Consider the following 19,897-nt stretch of genomic DNA (forward strand, 5'->3'; position numbering starts at 1 on the left):
TCTTGCGACCCTCACACCGCGTCAAAACTGCTGCCCGCAAGGACCGGAGGAGACAGAACCCGGCGTACAGGCCGACTCGTCCGCCGCCTTCAGCTGACAGCAGGCCCCCGACTGGCAGAACGCCAGGCCGGGGGCCTGCTGCGTGTCTGCGGCAGGGCCCGCGCACCCCTGCCCGCCCCTGCCCGGCCCGGGGCAGGCGTGGTGCATGCGTCGGTTGGCGAGGCGTGGGCGTCGGCGTGGTGGACTTGGAGTCCGGTGGAGGGTGAGAGGGCGAGAGGGCACGGCATGGGCGAGCGCGGCGCGGAGCAGGGCGGGGAGCAGGGGTATCTGCTCGACAATCAGCAGGCGGAGGCGGGCGTGCGCTTCGGGGCGCTGGCCGAGCTGTTCGATCCGGTGACGTTCCGGCATGTCGACCGGATCGGCGTCACGGAGGGCATGCGGTGCTGGGAGGTGGGGGCCGGTGGGCCCTCCGTTCCTGCGGGTCTTGCCGAGCGTGTCGGTCCCACGGGGCAGGTGGTCTGCACCGACATCGATGTGTCCTGGGCCCGGGGCGCCGCTTCCGATGTCGTGGAGGTGCTGCGCCACGACGTTGCGGCCGACCCGCCGCCCCCGGGTGGGTTCGACCTGGTGCACGCCCGGCTGGTGCTGGTGCATGTCGTCGACCGTGCGGAGGCGTTGCGCCGCATGGTCCAGGCGCTGCGGCCCGGTGGTGTGCTGCTCCTGGAGGATGCCGATCCGGGGCTGCAGCCTTTGCTGTGCCCGGACGAGTCGGGTCCCGAGCAGCGGCTGGCCAACCGTCTCCGGTCCGGGTTCCGTGAGCTCATGGCGGCGCGCGGTGCCGATCTCTCGTACGGCCGGACGCTGCCCCGGCTGCTGCGCGAGGGCGGCCTGCGCGACGTACAGGCGGATGCCTACTTCCCGATCACCTCGCCGGCCTGCACCGTTCTGGAGGCGGCGACCGTCCGGCAGATCCGTGGCCGGCTCGTGGCGGCGGGGATCGCGACCGAGGAGGACATCGACCGCCATCTGGCGAATGTCGCGACCGGGCAACTCGATCTGGCGACGGCACCGATGGTCTCGGCCTGGGGGCGCCGCCCGTGAGCGGAGTCGTGGAGTACGTCGGGGAGCACGTACCGGCACCGGCTCGTCCCTGAGCTGGGCGGCCGCACGCGAAAGGGTGCCGGGCCGGTGGTGAGGCGCGCTCGGCGCGGGGGCGCCTTGCCGCCGGCCGGTGGGGCGCCGGACGGTCAGGTGGCGTGCCAGCCCGTCCAGTGGGTCACGGTGATTTCCACGACGGGGCCCATGGGTGGGTGGCCGGTGTACTGGCGGGCGTATTTCCGCGTCAGGGCGGCGACGTGGCGCGCGGATGCGGGTGAGACGTCGGCCGGGGGGAGCACGAGCGCCGTGCCGTCCGCCCGTGCCCACCACAGGCGGTCCCAGTCCTCGTCGTAGCCGTCGACGAGGAGGCAGACGGCGGGGTGGGCGCGGATGTTGGTGAGGCGCTGGAGGCGGGGGGAGCGTTTCGGTTTGTGGTCCACGGCGAAGGCCGCGGTGTCGCCGGTGAGCGCGAAGGTGACGGGGATCAGGTGCGGGTGGCCGGTCGTGGCGCCGGTGGTGGCCAGGCGGGCGATCCGGGCCTGCGCGAAGCGTTCCCTGGCCTGCCCGCTGGTCATCCGCGGCATCGCGGCCCCCGGTGGTCGTGCCGCGGGGTCGGGGGCGGGCCCGGGTGGTTCACCGGAAGCGGTCCGCGACGGCGGCCAGCCGGTCCAGGCAGGAGAGTGTCTCGGCCTCCGGCCGGGTCGGCAGGGAGAACAGCAGCCGCTCGACGTCGAGCCGGGTGTATCGCTCGACGCTCTCGGGGTCCGGCGACACCGCGTAGACCGTCACCGGCACGTCCCGGCCCGCGACGGTCCGCATCCGGTCGATCTGCGGCCCCAGGTCCTCCGGCGGCACGCTGGTGGCCAGCCAGGCGTCGCCGAGGGCGGCCACCCGGGCGAACGCCCCCTCGCCGCCGCCCACATAGAGGGGCGGGTGCGGGCGCTGTACCGGCTTCGGCCAGGAGTGAACGGGGTCGAAGTCGACGAACTCGCCGTGGAATTCGGCCTGTTCGGTGGTCCACAGCTCGCGGATGGCCCGCAGCCGCTCGTCCACGAGGCGGCCCCTGGTGCGCGGGTCGGTGCCGTGGTTCTCCATCTCCTCCCTGTTCCAGCCGACGCCGACGCCGAAGACCGCGCGGCCGCCGGAGACCAGGTCCAGGGACGCCACCTCCTTGGCGGTGAGGAGCGGGTCCCGCTGGGCCACCAGCGCGATGCCGGTGCCCAGCAGGATCCGCTCGGTCACCGCCGCCGCGGCGGCGAGCGCCACGAACGGGTCGAGGGTGCGGTAGTACACCTCCGGCAGGTCGCCGCCGCCTGGGTACGGGGTGCGGCGGTGCACCGGGATATGGGTGTGCTCGGCGACGAACAGGGAGTCGAGTCCGCGCTCCTCGACCGCGCGCCCCAGTGCGGCCGGCGCGATGCCCTGGTCGGTGAGGAAGGTCGATACGCCGAACTTCACAGCGGCTGCTCCTTCGGGGGTCGGCTCCTTGGTGTGCGGGGCCTTGGTGCGGGGCCCGGTGTCCGGGGTCTGTCCGGGGTCCGGGGTCCGGTTCCTTCGGTATCCGGTCCTTCGCGGTTCCGGGTCCTTGCCGTTCCGGCGGTGGCGGCGGCGTCGAGCCGCGCTGCCCCGGGCTCCCGCTGCGGATGACGTACCCCGGCGGGGCCGTCGCGCAACAGGCGGTGCGGCCGACCGGGGGAGGGGCGGGGCCGTTAGCCGTCCGTTAGTGGGCCGTCAGCGGCGAGGCAGAGAGTGGTCCCCGCGGGACCGAAACGGACGAGAGTCCGACCTTTGAAGACAAGTCTGAGGAAGCTGATGACCATGCGTGCTCTGCGTACCGCTGTCACCCTTGCCGCCGCCGCGGCCCTCGCCGCCGGGGCCGGCGTCGGAGTCGCCTCGGCTGCCAACTCCGGTGCGTCCGGCGCCGGGGAGTGCCAGCCGGGGACGCTGCGGGCCACGACCACCAGCGCGGGCGGCAGCCAGGTGGGGATGAACCACGTGGGCGTCTACCTGAAGGTCGTGAACACCGGCAAGAGCGCCTGTACGTTCAGCGGCTACCCGGGTCTCGCCCTGGAAGCTGCGGGGCACACCGCCCTCAAGACGACGGCGCGGCACGGCGACACCTACTTCGCCCAGGACCCGGGTGTCCACAAGGTCACCCTCAAGCCGGGCGGGGCCGCCTACGCCGACATGGTGTGGACGCACACCGGCGCGTCCACCGCGCACGCGAAGTACCTGCAGATCTCCCCGACCGGCAGCAACGCGCACAGCGTGGTCGCCTTCGACCAGGACGTGGACAACGGCACGCTGGCCGTCACCGCCTGGTCGGCGGCGCGGCCCGGCGCTTCCTGAACCCCCGGGGGGGTGTGGCTCCGACGCCCCTACACCCCCGGAATGACCGTGGCCGTTCCCCGGACGTGGGAGCGCGGGTCGCCCGCGCGCAGCTCGACCGTGAGCAGGCCGGGGCGGCCCAGGTCGTGGCCCTGGTGGACGGTCAGGGTGGCGGGGGCGGTGACCGCGCCCAGCTCGCGGGCGTACGCGCCGAAGGCGGCCGCCGCGGCGCCCGTCGCCGGGTCCTCGACGACGCCGCCGACCGGGAACGGGTCGCGGGCGTGGAAGACGGACTCCGACTCCCGCCAGACGAGTTGAAGCGTCGTCAGATCCAGGCGGCGCATCAGGGCGCCCAGCCGCTCGAAGTCGTAGTCGAGTTTCGCCAGCCGCTCGCGGCTGCCCGCGGCGAGCACCAGATGGCGGGCGCCGGCGTAGGCGATACGGGGCGGGAGGGCCGGGTCGAGGTCGGCGGCGGGCCAGTCGAGAGCGGCCAGTGCCTCGGTGAGGTCCGCGGGGTCGACGTCCGTGACCTGCGGGGCGACGCTGGTGAGGGTCGCCTGGAGGGTGCCGTCCACCTTCTGGACGGTGACCGGGACCGTGCCCGCCCGGGTGGCGAGGACGTAGTCGCCGGGGCCGTGCCGCTCGGCGAGTGCGACGGCCGTGGCGACCGTCGCGTGGCCGCAGAACGCCACCTCGGCGAGCGGGCTGAAATAGCGGATGGTGAAGGCCCGGCCCGGCTCGCCCAACCCCGCGGGCGGTGCGGTCAGGAAGGCCGTCTCGGAGTAGCCGAGGCGGGCCGCGATGGCGAGCTGCGCGGCGTCGTCCAGGCCGGTCGCGTCCAGCACGACACCGGCCGGATTGCCGCCCGCGGGGTCGTCCGAGAAAGCGGTGTAGCGCAGGATCTCGGGGGCGTCGCCCGGGGTGCCGGCATCGCGCGGTTCACGTGTCATGGCAGGGGAACGGGACCGCGGGACGGGCTATTCCCGCCCCTCGCCGCACCGCCCCCGCCGCACCGCTGCCCCGCGCCGCGGCACCGCCTTCTCGCCGGGCCAGCTGCCTCAACCGCGCCCGACGTACGGCATGTTCGTCGCCATCACCGTCGCGAACTGCACATTGGCCTCCAGCGGCAGTGCCGCCATGTGGACGACCGTCCGGGCGACGTCGGCGGCGTCCATCACCGGCTCCACCGCCGTGCGGCCGTCCGCCTGGAGGATGCCGGTCTGCATCCGGCCGGTCATCTCGGTCGCGGCGTTGCCGATGTCGATCTGACCGCAGGCGATCCGGTACGGACGGCCGTCCAGCGACAGCGACTTGGTCAGGCCGGTCATCGCGTGCTTGGTGGCGGTGTACGCCACGGAGTGCGGGCGCGGCACATGGGCGGAGAGGGAGCCGTTGTTGATGATCCGGCCCCCCTGCGGGTCCTGTGCCTTCATGGCACGGAACGCCGCCTGGGCGCAGAGGAAGGACCCGGTGAGGTTGACGTCGACGACGCCGTGCCAGTCGTCGTACGACAGCTCGTCCAGCGGGGCGGGCCGGCCGAAGGTGCCCGCGTTGTTGAACAGCAGGTCCAGCCGGCCGAAGCGGTCGCGGGCGGCGGCGAAGAGGGCGTCGACCTCGTCGGGGCGGGTGACATCGGTCGGGACGGGCAGGACGGCGGGTGCGCCGGCGCCGGCCGGGCCGAGCAGCGCGGCCGTCTCCTCCAGCGCCTGGGCGCGCCGGCCGGCCAGGACCAGCTGCCATCCGGCGGTGGCCAGTGCCTGGGCGACCGCACGGCCGATGCCGGAGCCGGCGCCGGTGACCACGGCAGTGGTGGCGGGGGCGGTGGCGCCGGCCGGCTGCTCGTTCGCCGCCGGCTGTCCGGGCGGCTGCGTGTTCTGTGCCATGGCGGCAGGGTAAGGCGCGGCGCGGGCACCTCGCCGACCCGTCTCAGCCGGTGGTGCGCCGGTGAGGCCGGGGGCCGCCCGGCCTGCCGCTCTGCCGCTCAGCCGGTCGCGCCGAAGCGCCGCAGGACCGCCGTCTTCGTGGCGGCGAACTCCTCGTCGGTGAGGATGCCGTCGCGGTGCAGCGCGCCCAGGTCGCGCAGCCGGCGCAGCAGCGCGTCATGGTCGTCGGCGGGGGAGGCCGTCTCCGGGGCGGGCGGCGCGAGCGCGGCCGGCCCGGCCTGCGGGGCGGCCGCGAAGGGGTGGGGGAGCCGGGCCATCACCGCGGCCGCCAGCAGCGCGGTCGTGCCGCTCTCCTTCTTGAAGCCCCACAGCTCGATGGCGTGCGGATCGTCCTCGGGTCCCGGGGCGGGCTTCGCGCCGCGCGGCCGGAACCGCAGGTAGCCGGACTCCAGGCCGGAAGGCGCCCGCCACTCCACGGCCGCCAGGTCGGCGAGTGCGAGATCCCGGGGGCCGTCCTTGCGTTTGGTCTCGTTGGTGTTCCAACGCCATTCGAGGCGCACCCGCTCGCCGTCGAAGGTGGCGATTCCGTCCACACCGGCTGCCGACAACGGCAGCGTCGGGCCGGGCAGCAGATAGCGGTCGGTGGGACCGTCCGGGAGCTGATCGAGGGTCATGGCCCGGCGGACCTCGTCGACGAAGTAGTCGGCGACGCCGGTCCGGTCCGGGTCCACGGTCAGCTGATACGGGTTCGCCTGGTCCGGCAGGCTGCCGCCGGTGACCTGGAGCAGCGGGTCGGCGCCCTCGCGCAGCCGCAGTCGCAGCCGGCCGCCCTTGCGGGCCGGTTCGTGGGATATGGAGGCGAGGGCCGTCAGCGGAACCGTGAACTCGCCCAGATCCTGGCGCAGTTTGTGCACCCCGCGCTCGCGCCCCGGGATGATGCGTACCGCGTCGCCGTCAAAGGTCCAGGTGCCGTCGCGCACCATCAGTTCAGCCATGCCCGGATCCTACGGAGCGCCCCCGGGCACCGTCCGCCTGCCGCGATTGTCCGGCCGCGTCCGTTGCGGGGCCGGTCATCATCCAGCGGCCATGCATGCGTCGTACACGGGACAGCGCCGCGCCGTCCCCCTCCCCTGCAATCACGGGTGACAACCACCGTCAGGGGAGGGGCAGATGACTCACCACGCACCGCACGAGCAGGAGATCCGGGCCGCCGCCGCGCACTTCGGCCGCCGCCGTTTCCTCACCGCGACCGGCGCCGCCGCCGCGCTCGCCTTCGCGACGAACCTGCCGGGCACCGGCGCCGCGTACGCCGCGGCGGCCGACGCGCGGAAGATCACCGAGAACCCCTTCACGCTCGGCGTCGCCTCCGGTGACCCGCTGCCCGGATCCGTCGTGCTGTGGACCCGCCTCGCGCCCCGCCCCTACGAGCCGGGCAACGGCATGCCCGCGGCGGGAGTCACCGTCCGCTGGGAGGTCGCCCACGACGAGCGCTTCCAGAAGCTCGCCGGGCAGGGCCGTGCGGAGGCGCACCCGGAGTTCAACCACTCCGTGCACATCGAGCCCACCGGCCTCGCCCCCGACCGCGTCTACTACTACCGCTTCCGCGCCGGCGACTGGATCAGCCCCACCGGCCGCACCCGCACCGCGCCCGCGCGCGGCGCCCGGCTCACCGACCTCAAGCTCGGCGCGGTCTCCTGCCAGGCCTACCACGACGGCTACTTCACGGCCTACAAGCACCTCGCGCAGGAGGACCTCGACGTCGTCTTCCACCTCGGCGACTACCTCTACGAATACCCCGTGACGGCGGTGGGCGGCGCCCGCAACTACAGCGACCGCACGCTGCCCGCCCGCTTCCACCGCGAGACGGTCACGCTGGAGGACTACCGCCTGCGCTACGCCCTCTACAAGTCCGACCCGGACCTGCAGGCCGCGCACGCCGCCCACCCCTTCATCGTCACCTGGGACGACCACGAGGTGGAGAACAACTACGCCTCGGACATCAGCGAGGACCACCTCCCGGCCGCCGAGTTCCTGGCCCGCCGGGCCGCCGCCTACCGCGCGTACTGGGAGAACCAGCCGCTGCGCAGCCCGCAGCGGCCCAAGGGCGCCGACGCGCAGCTCTACCGCCGCGTCCAGTACGGACAGCTCGCCCAGTTCGACATCCTCGACACCCGCCAGTACCGCTCCGACCAGGCCTACGGCGACGGATGGCACGCACCGGGCCCGCAGTCGCAGGACCCCGCGCGCACCCTGACCGGCGCCACCCAGGAGCGCTGGCTGACCGACGGCTGGCGCGCGTCCACCGCCCGCTGGAACGTGCTGCCGCAACAGGTCACCTTCTCCGAGCGGCGCAACGCCACCGGCGCCGACCACCAGGTCAGCATGGACAGCTGGGACGGCTACCCGGCCTCCCGCGAGCGGGTGCTGGCCGGCGCCGAGGCGGCCGGGGCCGACAACCTCGTCGTCCTTACCGGCGATGTGCACGTCCACTACGCCTTCGACATCAAGCGGGACTTCAAGGACCCGGATTCGCGCACCGCGGGCGTGGAGTTCGTCACCACCTCGATCGCCAGTGGCAAGGACGGCGCCGAGCGGCCCGCGGACTGGGCGACGTACATGGCGGCCAACCCGCACATGAAGTACTACAACGGCCGGCGCGGCTATCTGACCGTCACCCTGGACCAGGACACCGCCCGCGGCGACTACCGCACGGTGTCCGCCGTCACCACCCCCGGGGCGCCGGTGACCACGGCCGCGTCCTTCGTCTCCGAGGCGGGCGCCCCGGGGCTGAACTCCGCCTGACCCGCGCGATCATGAGCACGCGGTCGTAAGCCCTTCGTAGGACCGGTCCTAGGTCCGGTCCTAGGCCCAAGGGACCGGTCCGGAAGGGGTCGGGACAGATCCGTGCATGACACCATGGTGCGGCCATCAATAAACCATGGAGACGCTCATGACGGACCCCGGCCCCGGTACGGCCGAGACCAAGGATCTTCCCCCGATAGCCGGGCGGGGCGCGCCCCGAACGCCAGGTGCACCGGCTGCACCGGTCGCGTCCCGCCGCACCAGCCTCCTCGTCACCCTCGTCCTCGGCGGCCTGACGGCGGTTCCGCCGCTCTCCATGGACATGTACCTCCCGGCCCTGCCGGAGGTCACCGCCTCCTTGCACAGCCCCGCCGCCACGGTCCAGCTGACCCTCACCACCTGCCTGGCGGGTATGGCCCTGGGCCAGATGATCGTCGGGCCGATGAGCGACAAGTGGGGGCGCCGCCGCCCGCTGCTCACCGGCATGGTGATCTACATCCTGGCCACCGCCCTGTGCGTGGTCGCCCCCAACGCCGAACTCCTCATCGCCTTCCGCCTGTTGCAGGGCCTGGCGGGCGCGGCCGGCATCGTCATCGCGCGGGCGGTGGTCCGCGATCTGTACGACGGCGTGGCGATGGCCCGGTTCTTCTCCACCCTGATGCTGATCTCCGGCGTCGCGCCGGTCGTCGCCCCGCTGATCGGCGCGCAGATCCTGGAGGTCACCGACTGGCGCGGTGTCTTCGCGGTGCTGACCGTCGTCGGTGTGCTGCTGACCCTCCTGGTCTGGCGCAAGCTGCACGAGACGCTGCCGCCCGAACGCCGGCACTCCGGCGGCCTCGGCCAGACCCTGCGCACCATGCGCGATCTGCTCGCCGACCGGAGCTTCTCCGGCTACCTGCTCGTCGGCGCCTTCGCCTTCGCCGCGCTCTTCGCCTACATCTCCGCCTCGCCGTTCGTGATCCAGGAGATCTACGGCGCCTCCGCGCAGACCTTCAGCCTGCTCTTCGGGATCAACTCCGTCGGCCTGGTCGTGATGGGCCAGATCAACGGCAAGGTCCTGGTCGGCCGGGTCAGCCTGAACAGGGTGCTGGGCATCGGCCTGGGGCTGATCGCCGTCGCGGGTGCGAGCCTGCTGCTGATGTCCTCCGGGGTGTTCGGCGACGTCGGTCTGGTGCCGATGGCCGCCGGGCTGTTCGTGCTGATGGCGTCCATGGGTCTGGTCATGCCGAGCACCAACACCCTGGCCCTGCTGCGCACCCCGCACGCCGCGGGCTCCGCCTCCGCGCTGCTGGGCACCTCGACCTTCCTGCTCGGCTCGGTCGCCTCGCCCCTGGTGGGTATCGCGGGCGAGCGGACCGCCGTGCCGATGGCCGTCGTACAACTCTCCTGCGCGGTTTTGGCGCTCGTGAGCTTCCTGGTGATGTGCCGCCCGTGGCAGCGTAGGGGGGAGACGAGCGGCACATCGGGCGAGAGGACCGGACTCTGAACGCACCGGGGCTCAGACACGGCACACCGGCCCAGGCGGGGCTCGACCCCGTCTGGATGGAACGGCTGGTCGACGGCGTGTGCGCACTTCCCGACGGACGGCCCCCGTGGTGTGCGGGCGCGGTCGTCCTTGCCGGTCGCGGCCCGGTGGTCGCCGCCGAGGCCGCGACCGGCTGGGCGCTGCGCTACCGCGCGCACGATCCCGGGCGGGACCGCGGCGTCGATCTGGCCCGCGAGCGGCGGGAGCCGATGCGGGTCGGTACGGTCTTCGACCTCGCCTCGGTGAGCAAGCTCTTCACCGCCATCGCCGCGGTCCAGCAGGTCGAGCGCGGCCGGCTGGACCTGGAGGCCGAGGTCGCCTCCCGGCTGCCCGGCTTCGCCGGGTCCGGCATCACCGTCCGGCAGTTGCTCACCCACACCTCCGGGCTCCGGCCCGAGCTGCCCTTCTACGAGCGCGACGGCCGCGCGGCCCAGCTGGAGCTGCTGTGGTCGGAGGCGGCGGCCCCGGAGGCCCCGCCCGGCGGCACCTACCGCTACTCCGACCTCAACCTCATCGCCCTCCAGCTGGTCCTGGAGGACCTCACGGGGCGCGGCCTGGACGTCCTCGTACGGGACGGCATCACCGGCCCGCTGGGCATGTCCAGCACCTCCTACGGGCCGCTGGCGCCGCAGGGTGTGGCGGCGACGGAGGACCAGCGGCGGCCGTGGGCGAAGGCGGACCGCGGCATGGTGCGGGGCGAGGTGCACGACGAGAACGCCTGGGCGCTGGGCGGCGTCGCCGGGCACGCCGGTCTGTTCTCCACCGCGCAGGACCTGGCCGTGCTGTGCCGGACGCTGCTCAACGGCGGCGGGTACGGCACCGCCCGCATCCTCGGGCCCGACGGGGTGGCGGCGCTGCTCGATCCGCCCGGTCTGGGCTTCGCCGTCGACCAGCCGTATTTCATGGGCGAGTTGGCGGGCCGCGGCGCGGCCGGGCACGCCGGCTTCACCGGCACCTCGGTCGTCCTGGACCGCGCCACCGACACCTTCCTGGTACTGCTCGCCAACACCGTCCACCCGCGCCGCAGGGCGGGCGGCAGCGCGCCCCGCGCGGCGGCCGCGACCTGCCTGGCCCGCGCCGCCGCCCGCGCCGGCTGAGGCGGCCCCCGAGGCGCACCGGACCCCGAGGCGCGCCGGCCCGGAGGGCGGTGACGGCGGCGGCGGGGGGCGCCCCGTGCGGCCCGTAAACTTTTCCGTATGCACGAGGAACTGCGGGCCGCGCTGGCCGGCCTGCTCGACGGCCTGCCGCCCAAGCGGGCCGCGCAGGCCGTGGAGCGGCTGATCGCCAACTACCGGGGCACCACCCCCACCGACGCCCCGGTACTCAGGGACCGCGCGGATGTCGCCGCGTACGCCGCCTACCGGATGCCCGCCACCTTCGAGGCGGTCCACGCCGCGCTGACCGCCTTCGCCGCACGGGTGCCGGACTGGTCACCGGCCACCCATGTGGACATCGGCGGCGGCACCGGCGCCGCCACCTGGGCGGCCGCCGCCACCTGGGACAGCCACCGCAGCACCGTCTGGGACTGGGCGCAGCCCGCCCTCGACCTCGGCCGTGAGCTGGCCGCCGATGTCCTTCCCGAGGCGGAGTGGCAGCGCCGGGTGATCGGCGAAGGGCTCGCCGTCCCGGAGGGCACGGACCTGGTGACGGTCTCCTACGTGCTCGGCGAGCTGCGGCCCGAGGCGCGCCGCGCCGTGGTGGCCGCGGCGGCGACCGCGCGGTCCGTCGTGCTGATCGAACCGGGCACGCCCGACGGCTACCTCCGTATCCGCGAGGCCCGCGACCAGCTCATCGAGGCGGGACTGCGGATCGCCGCCCCCTGCCCGCACAGCGACACCTGCCCGATCGTGCCCGGGGAGGACTGGTGCCACTTCGCGGCCCGGGTCAGCCGCTCGTCCCTGCACCGCCAGGTCAAGGGCGGCTCGCTGTCGTACGAGGACGAGAAGTTCAGCTATGTGGCCGCCACCCGCGTCGCGGTCCCCACGGAGCCGCCGGCCCGTATCGTCCGCAAGCCGCAGCTGCGCAAGGGCCAGGTCCTGCTGGACCTGTGCACGGCCGACGAGGGCCTGGTGCGCAGCACGGTCACCAAGCGCCACGGCGAGAGCTACCGCGCGGCCCGCGACGCGTCGTGGGGCGACGGCCTACCGCGTCACTGAGCGTCCGCGTCGGGCCCGGCAGCGGTGCCGTCACCGGCCTTGCCGCCCGCGGACCGGCCCGCGCCCTTGCGGCCCTCCTGGAGTGTGCGCAGCAGTTCGCGCCGCTGCGCCTGCGGATCGGGGCGGCCCGCGCCGCTCTTGCCGACTGCTCCGCCGCCGCGCATCGCGCCGCGGGAGAGCTTGCTGCGGGTGCCGCCCACGCCCAGCATGCCGCCTGCGTTTCCCTTGCTCATGGTGCTGTCCTTTCGCCGGGACCGGGGCCCCCTTCAAGCGAGACGGCTCGTCTCGTCAAGAATCAGAATGCGGCGAGACGCTCCGTCTTGTCAAGACGATACGTCTCGCCTCTCCCTCGGTAGACTCGTCCGTATGGCCAACAAGACACCCCCCGACTCCTCCCGCCGCAGCGAACGCTCCCGTCGCGCGATCTTCGAGGCCGCCCTCACCCTCGTCGGTGAGGTCGGCTACCAGAAGCTCACGATCGAGGGCATCGCTTCCCGGGCGGGCGTCGGCAAGCAGACGATCTACCGCTGGTGGCCCTCCAAGGCCGCGGTCCTGCTCGACGCCTTCACCGTCGACGTCGATGACTACGCCGACGGCGTGCCCGACACCGGCGATCTCGCGGCGGATCTGAAGAGCGTGCTGCGGGCGACCGCGGACGAGTTCAACAACCCGGCGTTCCAGGCCCCCTACCGCGCCCTCGCGGTGGCCGGCGCGAACGACGAGGAGCTGTCCCGCACCTTCGTCGCCCGGCTGCTGGAGCCCGGTATCCAGGTCTACGTCGACCGGCTGCGCGCCGCCCAGGAGGCGGGCCAGGTGGACGCGGACGCCGACCCGCGGGTGGCCGCCGAGATGCTGCTGAGTCCCTTCTCACAGCGCTGGCTGATGCGCACCGGCGAACTCACCTACGAGTACGTCGACACGCTGGTCGACCTGGCACTGCGCGGACTGCGGCCACGCGCCTGAGTGCGTCGGCCGCATGTCGCCGATGGTGTGAAATGCCCGCCTTGGCCGGTCGTTCGTTCACCCCGGATCCGCACTCCGGTCACCCGAGGAGCAGGATGGTGGCAGCATTGATCCCAGACCACCGCTCGAAGTGAGGGGATAGATGGAACGCAAGAGCAGGTTCTCCCAGTGGCTGCGCCGCCCGAAGAGCGGATCGGACGGCAGTGATACGGACACGGGAATGGCGGCCGCCCGCGGCCGCGAGGACCTGCTGCTGGCCGCGGTCGACGCCGGATTCCCCGTCGCCCCGGCGGCGCACCCGTCCGGCTACGGCTGTTCCTGTGAGCGCATCGGCTGTCCCACCCCGGGCCGGCACCCCATCTCCTTCGGCTGGCAGACCGTCGCCACCACCGACCGCGACAAGGTCGCCGCCTGGATCCGCAGCCTCCCCGAGGCCAACTTCATCACCTCCACCGGCATCACCCACGACGTGCTGGACGTCCCCGTCGAGGCGGGCCGCAACGCCCTGAGCCGGCTGGACGCCGCGGGCATCGACGTAGGGCCGATCACCCTCAGCGGCGCCGGCGTGGGCGACGGCCGGATGGGTTTCTTCACCGCCACCCGCGGCACCCCGGACGACGAGGACGAGTGGTGGCCCTGTGAGCTGGACTGCCACCCCGAGACCATGGACGAGCACCCCGGACTGCGCTGGCACTGCCGCGGCAGCTACGTCCTCCTGCCGCCCTCCCGGCTCCCCGGTGACCAGCCCGCGGTGACCTGGCTGCGCGGCCCCGAGCTGCCGCTGCCCGACCCGCTGACGCTGCTGGAGTCGCTCACCGACGCCTGCGCGGAGTTCATCGGCCGGCAGCCCGCCGACCACGACCACGCGTCCGCCGCCTGGCCGATCGGCCGCTGACCGCTCCCTCTCCCGCGCGGCGCATCTCCTGCGCAGGGCATCTCCCGCATGGCGCATCTCCCACACGGCAAAGGGGCCGTCGGACGACCGACGGCCCCTTTGTTTGCCGTGCAGTTTTGAGCGCAGTGCGCGCGGCGGCTCAGAGTGTCCTGGCCGCCGTCATCCGCTCGATCCGGTTCAGTATCGTGATCTTGCCGTCGCTGTCCTTGGCCGGCACCTTCACGGCCTGCGCCGAGACCGTGGTGAAGGCCATCCGGTTGGTCTTCTTCGCCGGCCCGTCCAGGATCCCGCGCATCCCGGGCACCAGATTGAGCCGCAGACCCTCGGCCGCCGTCTTCTGCTGGTGGTAGACGGTCGAGAAGAACACCAGCGCACCGCCGTCCGCCGTTCGCAGCGCCACCGGCTGGTAGTCCGACGGCCGGTCCTGCCACAGCAGACGGGCATTGACCTGGTTGGCGTTCTTCGCGCGCCGCTCGCGCCAGCCATCGGTGTGCGGGCCGGGCGCGAAGGCCTCACCCTTGCCGGTGTTGAGGTAGTCCGCGTAGGTCCGGCTCAACTTGCCCGGATTGACCGTCAGACCGGAACCGGAGCCGGTGGGTACCGCCTCGGCGTAACCGTCCTCGTCCTTCTTCAGCTTCGGCGTCGCGTTGCCGGCGAACGTCGCGAAGTACTCGGCCCGCCACTGCGCGTCGATGCTGTCGCGGCTGAACACCAGGAACCAGCGCTGCGGTTGGCCGGTGGTGGCGTTCCGGCGGTTGCTCATCGCGTCCGCGACGAAGGACTTCGGCCAGCCCTTCTGCTTGGGCACCGTGAACTGCGCGTCCTTCAGCGTGAGGGGCCGGAAGGTGGGGTTGCCCTTCGGGCTGACCGCGTGCGACCACTTCAGGCCCGCCTGGTCGATGGCGAGCAACGCCCCCGACTCGTAGGAGAGGTTCAGCTTCGGGTTGTAGCTGGTGTTGGCCTTGTTGTACTGCTCGGTGAAGTGCTGGAGCGCCTTGGCACCCTCAGCCTTCGACACCGCCGGCAGCATCTCCCGCTCGCCGTGCACCGTCATGCACCCGCTCAGTATCACCATCGCCGCCGCTGCCGACGTCAGTGTTGCGGGCACCCGGAACGGCGACCTGCGTGTCATGGGGCTCGGGCTCCTTCGGGGCGACCGGGGCGGACGGGGCGGCCGCCGGGGTGGCACGATTCGGCGCCACCTTACCGGGGGCGAAGAAGATCACGAGCGTGGGGACCAGATAGAGCGCCCACACCGTGACCTGAAGGACCGTGGGATCCGGCTGGAAGTTGAAGATGCCCTTCAGCAGCGTGCCGTACCAGCTGTCCGCCGGGATCTGCTCGCTGATGTCGAACGCCTGGCTGCCCAACCCCGGCAGGAACTCCGCCTCCTGCAGGTCGTGGAAGCCGTACGCCAGCACGCCCGCCGCGACCACCACCAGCATCCCGCCGGTCCAGGTGAAGAACTTCGCCAGGTTGATCCGCACCGCACCGCGGTAGAACAGCCAGCCCAGCAGCACGGACGTCAGCAGGCCCAGCAGCGCGCCGATCAGCGGCCGCACCCCGTCGTTGGCCGACTGCGCTGCCGTCCACACGAACAGCGCCGTCTCCAGGCCCTCGCGGCCCACCGACAGGAACGCGGTGATCACCAGCGCCGTGGTGCCCATCGCCAGCGCCGCGTCCAGCTTTCCGTGCAGCTCCTGCTTCAGATGCCGCGCGGTACGCCGCATCCAGAAGACCATCCACGTCACCAGGCACACCGCGATGATCGACAGGGAGCCGCCGAGCGCCTCCTGTGCCTGGAACGTCAGCGTCTGCGAACCGAATTGGAGTGCCGCACCGAACGCGAACGACAGCACCACCGCGAGCGCGATACCGGCCCAGACCGGGCGCAGCGCCTCCCGCCGCCCGGTCTTGACCAGGTAGGCGATGAGAATGCACACCACAAGGCTGGCTTCCAGTCCTTCGCGCAGCCCGATCAGGTAATTGCCGAACACGGCGGTTCCTTTCTTTCTTTCACGGGGTCCATGGGGTCACGGACCCGACGAGGTCCGGCGGATCAGGCGAACAGCGCCCGGCCCCACCAGTCGTCGGCCGTCGCGACGCCCGGCGGGACCGCGAACACCGCGGAACCGACATGCTGGATGTACTCGTTGAGCGCGTCCGTCCGCGCCAGGTTCTGCTGGAGCGGCACGAATCCGTGGCGTACGTCGCGTTGGTAGGCGAGGAAGAACAGCCCCGCGTCCAGCCGCCCCAGGCCGTCCGTACCGTCCGTGAAGGAGTAGCCGCGGCGCAGGATGTGCACCCCGCCGTTGGAGTCCGGGTGCGCGAGCCGCACATGCGCGGTCGGCAGCATCGACTTCAGGTGCGGCGCGTCCCGCTCGTGCCTGCGGCCGGCCGGTGCGCCCTCGCCCTTGTCCCGCCCGAAGACGTCCTCCTGCTCCTTGCGCGAGGTGCGGTCCCAGGTCTCGATGTGCATCCGGATCCGGCGGGCGACGAGATACGAGCCGCCGGCCATCCAGGCGCCGGCGCCCTTCGCGTCCGCGCCGGAGACCCACACATGCTTGTCCAGGGCGGCCTTGTCGCTGCCCGCGACGTTACGGGTGCCGTCCTTGAAGCCGAACATGTTGCGCGGGGTGTGCGCGTCGGGCGTCGTCGACGACGTCTTGCCGAAGCCCAGCTGCGACCAGCGGATCGCGACCTTGCCGAAGCCGATCCTGGCGAGATTGCGGATCGCGTGCACCGCGACCTGTGGATCGTCCGCGCAGGCCTGGACACACAGATCGCCGCCGCTGCGCGCCTTGTCGAGGTTGTCGCCGGGGAACTGCGGCAGGTCGATCAGCGCGTCAGGACGCCGGGAGGCGATACCGAAGCGGTCCTTGCCGCCCTTCTCGAACAGCGTCGGGCCGATGCCGAAGGTCAGGGTGAGCCGGGACGGCGGCAGCCCGAGCGCCTCGCCGGTGTCGTCCGGCGGCGCCTCGGCGAGCCCGCCGACCGCGCCGTCACCCACCGCGTCCCCCGCCGTCATCCGCGCCGCCGCCTTCGTCCACTCCTTGAGCAGCGCGATCAGCTCGGCGCGGTCGTCGGTGGTGACGTCGAACGACGCGAAGTGCAGCCGGTCCTGGACGGCGGTGGCGATCCCGGCCTGGTGCGCGCCGTGGAAGGGTACGGCCGCGCCCGCGGTGGCGTCCGCGCCGGCCGGCTGGGCGTCACCGCCGGCGCGCAGCGCGGCGGCCGTGCCGCCGGCCGCGACCGCGCCGATCGCCAGCCCGGCGCCGCCCCAGCCGAGCAGCGAACGCCGCGACGGCGCCCGCCCGTTGGCGTTCGTGCCGTCCGCCGCGCTCTCGGCCGTACCTTCGGCCGTTGCGTCGGCGCCGTCCGTGGAACCCTGCTCTGCCGCGTCGTTCGTCATCCCGTCCCCGCCTCGTGGTCCGCTGCCTCGGCTGTCCGGCGACGCGTCACTTGGCGACGGCCGCGGCCAGCTTGGACAGCGGCTCGGCCAGCGCGTTCACGCCGTCGGACAGGGTCTTGCGCTCGCTCTTGCCGACCGTGTCGTACGCGGCGAAGCCGTCCGCCGAGCCCTTGTCGCGGTGCTTGTCGAGGCGGGCGCGGATCGCGGCGAACTGCTTGTCCAGCTCCTTGGCCAGCTCCGGGTCGTTCTTCGCGGCGACCGGCTTGAGCAGGGTGTAGGCCTTCTCGGCGCCCTCGACGTTGGCCTGGAAGTCGATCAGGTCGGAGTGGCTGTAGCGCTCCTCCTCGCCGGTGACCTTGCCGGTGGCGACCTCGTCGAGCAGCTCCTTGGCGCCGTTGGCCATGCTGGTCGGGGTGATCTCGGCGGTGCCGACCCGCTTCTGCCAGTCCTTGAGGTCGGTGATGAGCGTGCCGGCCAGCTTCTTGTCGTCCCCGGAGATCTTCTTCTCCTCCCACAGGGACTTCTCCAGCTTGTGCCAGCCGGTCCACTTCTGGCCGTCCTCCAGGCCGTCCTCGCGCACGTCGACCTTCGGGTCGATGTCGCCGAACGACTCGGCGACCGGCTCGGTGCGCTCCCAGCCGACGCGCGAGAGGGCGTAGGTCTTCTTGGCGGACTCGACGTCGCCGTCCTTGACCGCGTCGGCGAACTTCTGCGTGCGGGGGAGGGTCTGATCGGCCTGCTGCTGGACGTACTTGCGGTACGCGGCGACGGCGGCGTCCAGCCGGGGGTCGCGCTTGGCGTCGGCGCCCTTGCCGCTCGCGGTCACCTTCTGCCGGATGCCGTCGCCCTTCATCCCGGGCTTGCAGGCGATCTCGTAGTGGCCGGCCTTGATCTCGGCGGTGATCTCCGCCTTGGTGCCGGGCCCGATGTTCTCCCGCTCGGTGACGATCCGGTCGCCGGGCGCGTAGACGTAGACCTCGGTGACCTTGGAGCCCTTGTTCTGCACCGCGAACCGCGCGTGCCCGGCCGGGAATTCCTTCGTGGAGACCTCGCAGCCGGTGTCGGTCGCGGTCACCTCGATCGTGCCCTTGCCGCCGGCGCCCTTGCCGTCGCTCTTCTCGGCGCAGCCGGCGACGGCGGTGAGGGCCGTGGCCACGGCGATGGCGGCGACGGCGGAGGAGCGAAGGGCTCGCATGTGGGCTCTCCATGCTGGATCGAAGGGGACGGACGGTACGGGGTGCTATCACTAAGGCAGCCCTAAGTTATCCGAGGCTTACCTGAATATTGCCCACGATTCCCCGTGATCCGGCTCTCACGGACTACGGCCCGATCACGGATTGATGGGCGCCCGGTCACAGCACGCCCATGGGCGGGTCAAGGTAAGGGGCGCACCCCGCACCGGCTCATGACCCGTGGTGCGCCCCTGCCCCGTGGCGTCATCGGCGGTCTGGTGGGATCTCCCCATGACGGAAATCGACGTACTCCGGGTGTTCTGCGGCGCCGACGGCACGGGCGGCAACGCGCTGGGGGTGGTCCGTGACGGCGCGGCCGTCCCCGGGCAGCGCGAACGGGCCGCACTCGCCGCCGAACTGGGCTTCAGTGAAACGGTGTTCCTCGACGACGCGGTCCGCGGCACCGTCGACATCCACACGCCGAGCGTCCGGCTGCCGTTCGCCGGGCATCCGCTCGTCGGCCTGGCCTGGCTGCTGCGCAGCCTGGGCACGCCGCTCGCGACCCTGCGCCCGCCGGCCGGCGACGTCCCGGTCGCCTACGACGGCGACCTCGTCCGGGTGCGCGGGCGGGCGGAGTGGGTCACCGGCCGCCGCACCGAGCGCCTCGCCTCGGCCGCGGACGTCGACGCGCTGCCCGCGCCGCCGCCGGGGGAGGGCTGGCTCTACGCCTGGGCCTGGCAGGACGAGGAGGCGGGCGTGGTCCGGGCGCGGGCGTTCCCGCGCCGCGGCGACGGTGTGGTGGAGGACGAGGCGACCGGCGCCGCCGCCCTGCTGCTGACCCATGAACTGGGCCGCCCGCTGGACATCCGCCAGGGCGCGGGCTCGCAGATCCTCACCCACCCCCACCCGGACGGCAGCATCGCCGTCGGCGGGCGGGTGCGCGTCGATACGCCGTAGGGCCGCTCGTGCGGACGTTTTACGCGCTGAGCCGGAACTCCTCGCCCAGTTCCCGGAAGACCGCGCTGTTCAGCGCGAAGGCGCGCTTGCACTCGTCGACCACCCGCTGCTTCTCCAGGTCGTCGACCGGCAGCGCGTCCAGCAGCTCGCGGTACTCGCGCTTGAAGGCGGCGGGGTTGCCGATCTCCTCGAAGACGTAGAACCGCACCCCGTCGCCCTTGCGGGCGAAGCCCCAGGTCTTCTCGGCCGTGCCGCGGATGATCTGGCCGCCGGAGAGGTCGCCGAGATAGCGGGTGTAGTGGTGGGCGACATAGCCCGCCGGCCAGTCGCGGGCGCAGGCCGCCACCCGCTCGGCATACGCGGCGGTGGCCGGCAGCGGCTCCAGCCCCGCGGACCAGGAGGGTCCGCCCAGATGGGTGAGGTCGCGCTCCAGCTCGGCGGTGCGGGCCAGCTCCGGCCGGATGAAGGGGCCCGCGACCGGGTCGGCCGCAAGGGTCCCGGAGGCCTCCTCCAGCGTGCGGTAGACGAACCACAGCTGCTCGGTGTAGCGCCGGTAGGCGAGGATGCCGAGCTTGCCGCCGAGCAGGTCGCTCATGAACGAGGAGTTCTCGGCCTCGGTGTGCTGCGCCGCGGACGCGGTGCGGATGACCGTCGAGAAAGGGGCGGGCGGAGTCGGGCTGGGCGCTGCCAAGGCGGACCTCCGGGG

The 19,897-nt window shown here is 72.8% G+C and carries 20 protein-coding genes; 9 read left to right on the top strand and 11 right to left on the bottom strand.

Going from position 1 to position 19,897, the window contains the following annotated elements:
• Positions 1-285 precede the first annotated feature (285 nt).
• Positions 286-1,101, top strand: coding sequence for a class I SAM-dependent methyltransferase (locus ACIRQ7_RS14860; protein WP_404262641.1), 816 nt, complete (start codon positions 286-288; stop codon positions 1,099-1,101).
• A gap of 146 nt (positions 1,102-1,247) precedes the next feature.
• On the opposite strand, the gene ACIRQ7_RS14865 is transcribed toward ACIRQ7_RS14860, so the two are convergent.
• Together ACIRQ7_RS14865 and ACIRQ7_RS14870 are read right to left on the bottom strand one after the other, a co-directional pair.
• Positions 1,248-1,682, bottom strand: a complete 435-nt coding sequence (locus tag ACIRQ7_RS14865) for a TIGR03668 family PPOX class F420-dependent oxidoreductase (protein ID WP_404262642.1) — start codon at positions 1,680-1,682, stop codon at positions 1,248-1,250.
• 49 nt (positions 1,683-1,731) lie between these two features.
• On the bottom strand, positions 1,732-2,556 hold the full coding sequence (locus ACIRQ7_RS14870) for an LLM class F420-dependent oxidoreductase (RefSeq protein ID WP_404262643.1): 825 nt from the start codon (positions 2,554-2,556) through the stop codon (positions 1,732-1,734).
• A 354-nt stretch (positions 2,557-2,910) separates the two neighbouring features.
• Here ACIRQ7_RS14870 and ACIRQ7_RS14875 point away from each other — a divergent pair, with 354 nt between their 5' ends.
• Positions 2,911-3,447, top strand: coding sequence for a DUF4232 domain-containing protein (locus ACIRQ7_RS14875; protein WP_404262645.1), 537 nt, complete (start codon positions 2,911-2,913; stop codon positions 3,445-3,447).
• A gap of 29 nt (positions 3,448-3,476) precedes the next feature.
• On the opposite strand, the gene ACIRQ7_RS14880 is transcribed toward ACIRQ7_RS14875, so the two are convergent.
• The 3 genes from ACIRQ7_RS14880 to ACIRQ7_RS14890 all read right to left on the bottom strand — a co-directional run bounded on the left by ACIRQ7_RS14880 (position 3,477) and on the right by ACIRQ7_RS14890 (position 6,304).
• The gene (locus ACIRQ7_RS14880) at positions 3,477-4,376 is read right to left on the bottom strand and encodes a PhzF family phenazine biosynthesis protein (RefSeq protein ID WP_404262646.1); all 900 of its coding nucleotides are present in this window, start codon (positions 4,374-4,376) and stop codon (positions 3,477-3,479) included.
• A gap of 108 nt (positions 4,377-4,484) precedes the next feature.
• Positions 4,485-5,309: an SDR family oxidoreductase gene (locus ACIRQ7_RS14885; RefSeq protein WP_404262648.1), complete on the bottom strand. Its 825-nt coding sequence runs from the start codon at positions 5,307-5,309 to the stop codon at positions 4,485-4,487.
• A 98-nt stretch (positions 5,310-5,407) separates the two neighbouring features.
• The gene (locus ACIRQ7_RS14890; RefSeq protein ID WP_404262649.1) at positions 5,408-6,304 is read right to left on the bottom strand and encodes a DUF4429 domain-containing protein; all 897 of its coding nucleotides are present in this window, start codon (positions 6,302-6,304) and stop codon (positions 5,408-5,410) included.
• Positions 6,305-6,479: 175 nt separating this feature from the next.
• Between ACIRQ7_RS14890 and ACIRQ7_RS14895 the strand changes: the two genes are divergently transcribed.
• The 4 genes from ACIRQ7_RS14895 (at position 6,480) to ACIRQ7_RS14910 (ending at position 11,792) form a co-directional block, all read left to right on the top strand.
• A complete protein-coding gene (locus tag ACIRQ7_RS14895; protein ID WP_404262650.1) occupies positions 6,480-8,111 on the top strand; it encodes an alkaline phosphatase D family protein in 1,632 nt (543 codons plus the stop codon).
• Positions 8,112-8,259: 148 nt separating this feature from the next.
• Positions 8,260-9,597 carry a multidrug effflux MFS transporter gene (locus ACIRQ7_RS14900; protein ID WP_404262652.1) on the top strand — a complete coding sequence of 446 codons (1,338 nt, stop codon included), beginning with the start codon at positions 8,260-8,262 and terminating at the stop codon, positions 9,595-9,597.
• A 56-nt stretch (positions 9,598-9,653) separates the two neighbouring features.
• Entirely contained in the window at positions 9,654-10,733 is a 1,080-nt protein-coding gene (locus ACIRQ7_RS14905; protein WP_404262654.1) for a serine hydrolase domain-containing protein, read from the top strand.
• A gap of 99 nt (positions 10,734-10,832) precedes the next feature.
• Positions 10,833-11,792, top strand: coding sequence for a small ribosomal subunit Rsm22 family protein (locus tag ACIRQ7_RS14910; protein ID WP_404262655.1), 960 nt, complete (start codon positions 10,833-10,835; stop codon positions 11,790-11,792).
• On the opposite strand, the gene ACIRQ7_RS14915 is transcribed toward ACIRQ7_RS14910, so the two are convergent.
• Positions 11,786-12,025 (bottom strand): DUF6243 family protein, encoded by a 240-nt coding sequence (locus ACIRQ7_RS14915; protein ID WP_404262657.1) that lies wholly within the window; start codon positions 12,023-12,025, stop codon positions 11,786-11,788. The two genes, ACIRQ7_RS14910 and ACIRQ7_RS14915, sit on opposite strands and share 7 nt — an antisense overlap.
• A gap of 133 nt (positions 12,026-12,158) precedes the next feature.
• Between ACIRQ7_RS14915 and ACIRQ7_RS14920 the strand changes: the two genes are divergently transcribed.
• Both ACIRQ7_RS14920 and ACIRQ7_RS14925 read left to right on the top strand, forming a co-directional pair.
• Positions 12,159-12,755, top strand: coding sequence for a TetR/AcrR family transcriptional regulator (locus ACIRQ7_RS14920; RefSeq protein ID WP_404262658.1), 597 nt, complete (start codon positions 12,159-12,161; stop codon positions 12,753-12,755).
• Between the two features lie 142 nt (positions 12,756-12,897).
• A complete protein-coding gene (locus ACIRQ7_RS14925) occupies positions 12,898-13,650 on the top strand; it encodes a bifunctional DNA primase/polymerase (protein ID WP_404262660.1) in 753 nt (250 codons plus the stop codon).
• Between the two features lie 139 nt (positions 13,651-13,789).
• Here ACIRQ7_RS14925 and ACIRQ7_RS14930 read toward each other — a convergent pair whose 3' ends face one another.
• The 4 genes from ACIRQ7_RS14930 to efeO all read right to left on the bottom strand — a co-directional run bounded on the left by ACIRQ7_RS14930 (position 13,790) and on the right by efeO (position 18,257).
• Positions 13,790-14,668, bottom strand: a complete 879-nt coding sequence (locus ACIRQ7_RS14930; RefSeq protein WP_404262662.1) for a hypothetical protein — start codon at positions 14,666-14,668, stop codon at positions 13,790-13,792.
• Positions 14,655-15,647, bottom strand: a complete 993-nt coding sequence (efeU, locus tag ACIRQ7_RS14935; RefSeq protein WP_404262664.1) for an iron uptake transporter permease EfeU — start codon at positions 15,645-15,647, stop codon at positions 14,655-14,657. The genes ACIRQ7_RS14930 and efeU overlap by 14 nt, the downstream gene beginning before the upstream one ends.
• Before the next feature lie 62 nt (positions 15,648-15,709).
• A complete protein-coding gene (gene efeB / locus ACIRQ7_RS14940) occupies positions 15,710-17,062 on the bottom strand; it encodes an iron uptake transporter deferrochelatase/peroxidase subunit (RefSeq protein WP_404262665.1) in 1,353 nt (450 codons plus the stop codon).
• A 46-nt stretch (positions 17,063-17,108) separates the two neighbouring features.
• Positions 17,109-18,257 carry an iron uptake system protein EfeO gene (gene efeO, locus ACIRQ7_RS14945; protein WP_404262667.1) on the bottom strand — a complete coding sequence of 383 codons (1,149 nt, stop codon included), beginning with the start codon at positions 18,255-18,257 and terminating at the stop codon, positions 17,109-17,111.
• 268 nt (positions 18,258-18,525) lie between these two features.
• Between efeO and ACIRQ7_RS14950 the strand changes: the two genes are divergently transcribed.
• Complete coding sequence (locus ACIRQ7_RS14950; RefSeq protein ID WP_404262668.1) at positions 18,526-19,191, top strand: PhzF family phenazine biosynthesis protein; 666 nt, start codon at positions 18,526-18,528, stop codon at positions 19,189-19,191.
• Positions 19,192-19,210: 19 nt separating this feature from the next.
• Here ACIRQ7_RS14950 and ACIRQ7_RS14955 read toward each other — a convergent pair whose 3' ends face one another.
• Positions 19,211-19,882 (bottom strand): heme oxygenase (biliverdin-producing), encoded by a 672-nt coding sequence (locus ACIRQ7_RS14955; RefSeq protein WP_404262669.1) that lies wholly within the window; start codon positions 19,880-19,882, stop codon positions 19,211-19,213.
• Positions 19,883-19,897: the final 15 nt, after the last annotated feature.

This window comes from Streptomyces sp. NPDC101393, from assembly GCF_044767385.1.
Classification (GTDB): domain Bacteria; phylum Actinomycetota; class Actinomycetes; order Streptomycetales; family Streptomycetaceae; genus Streptomyces.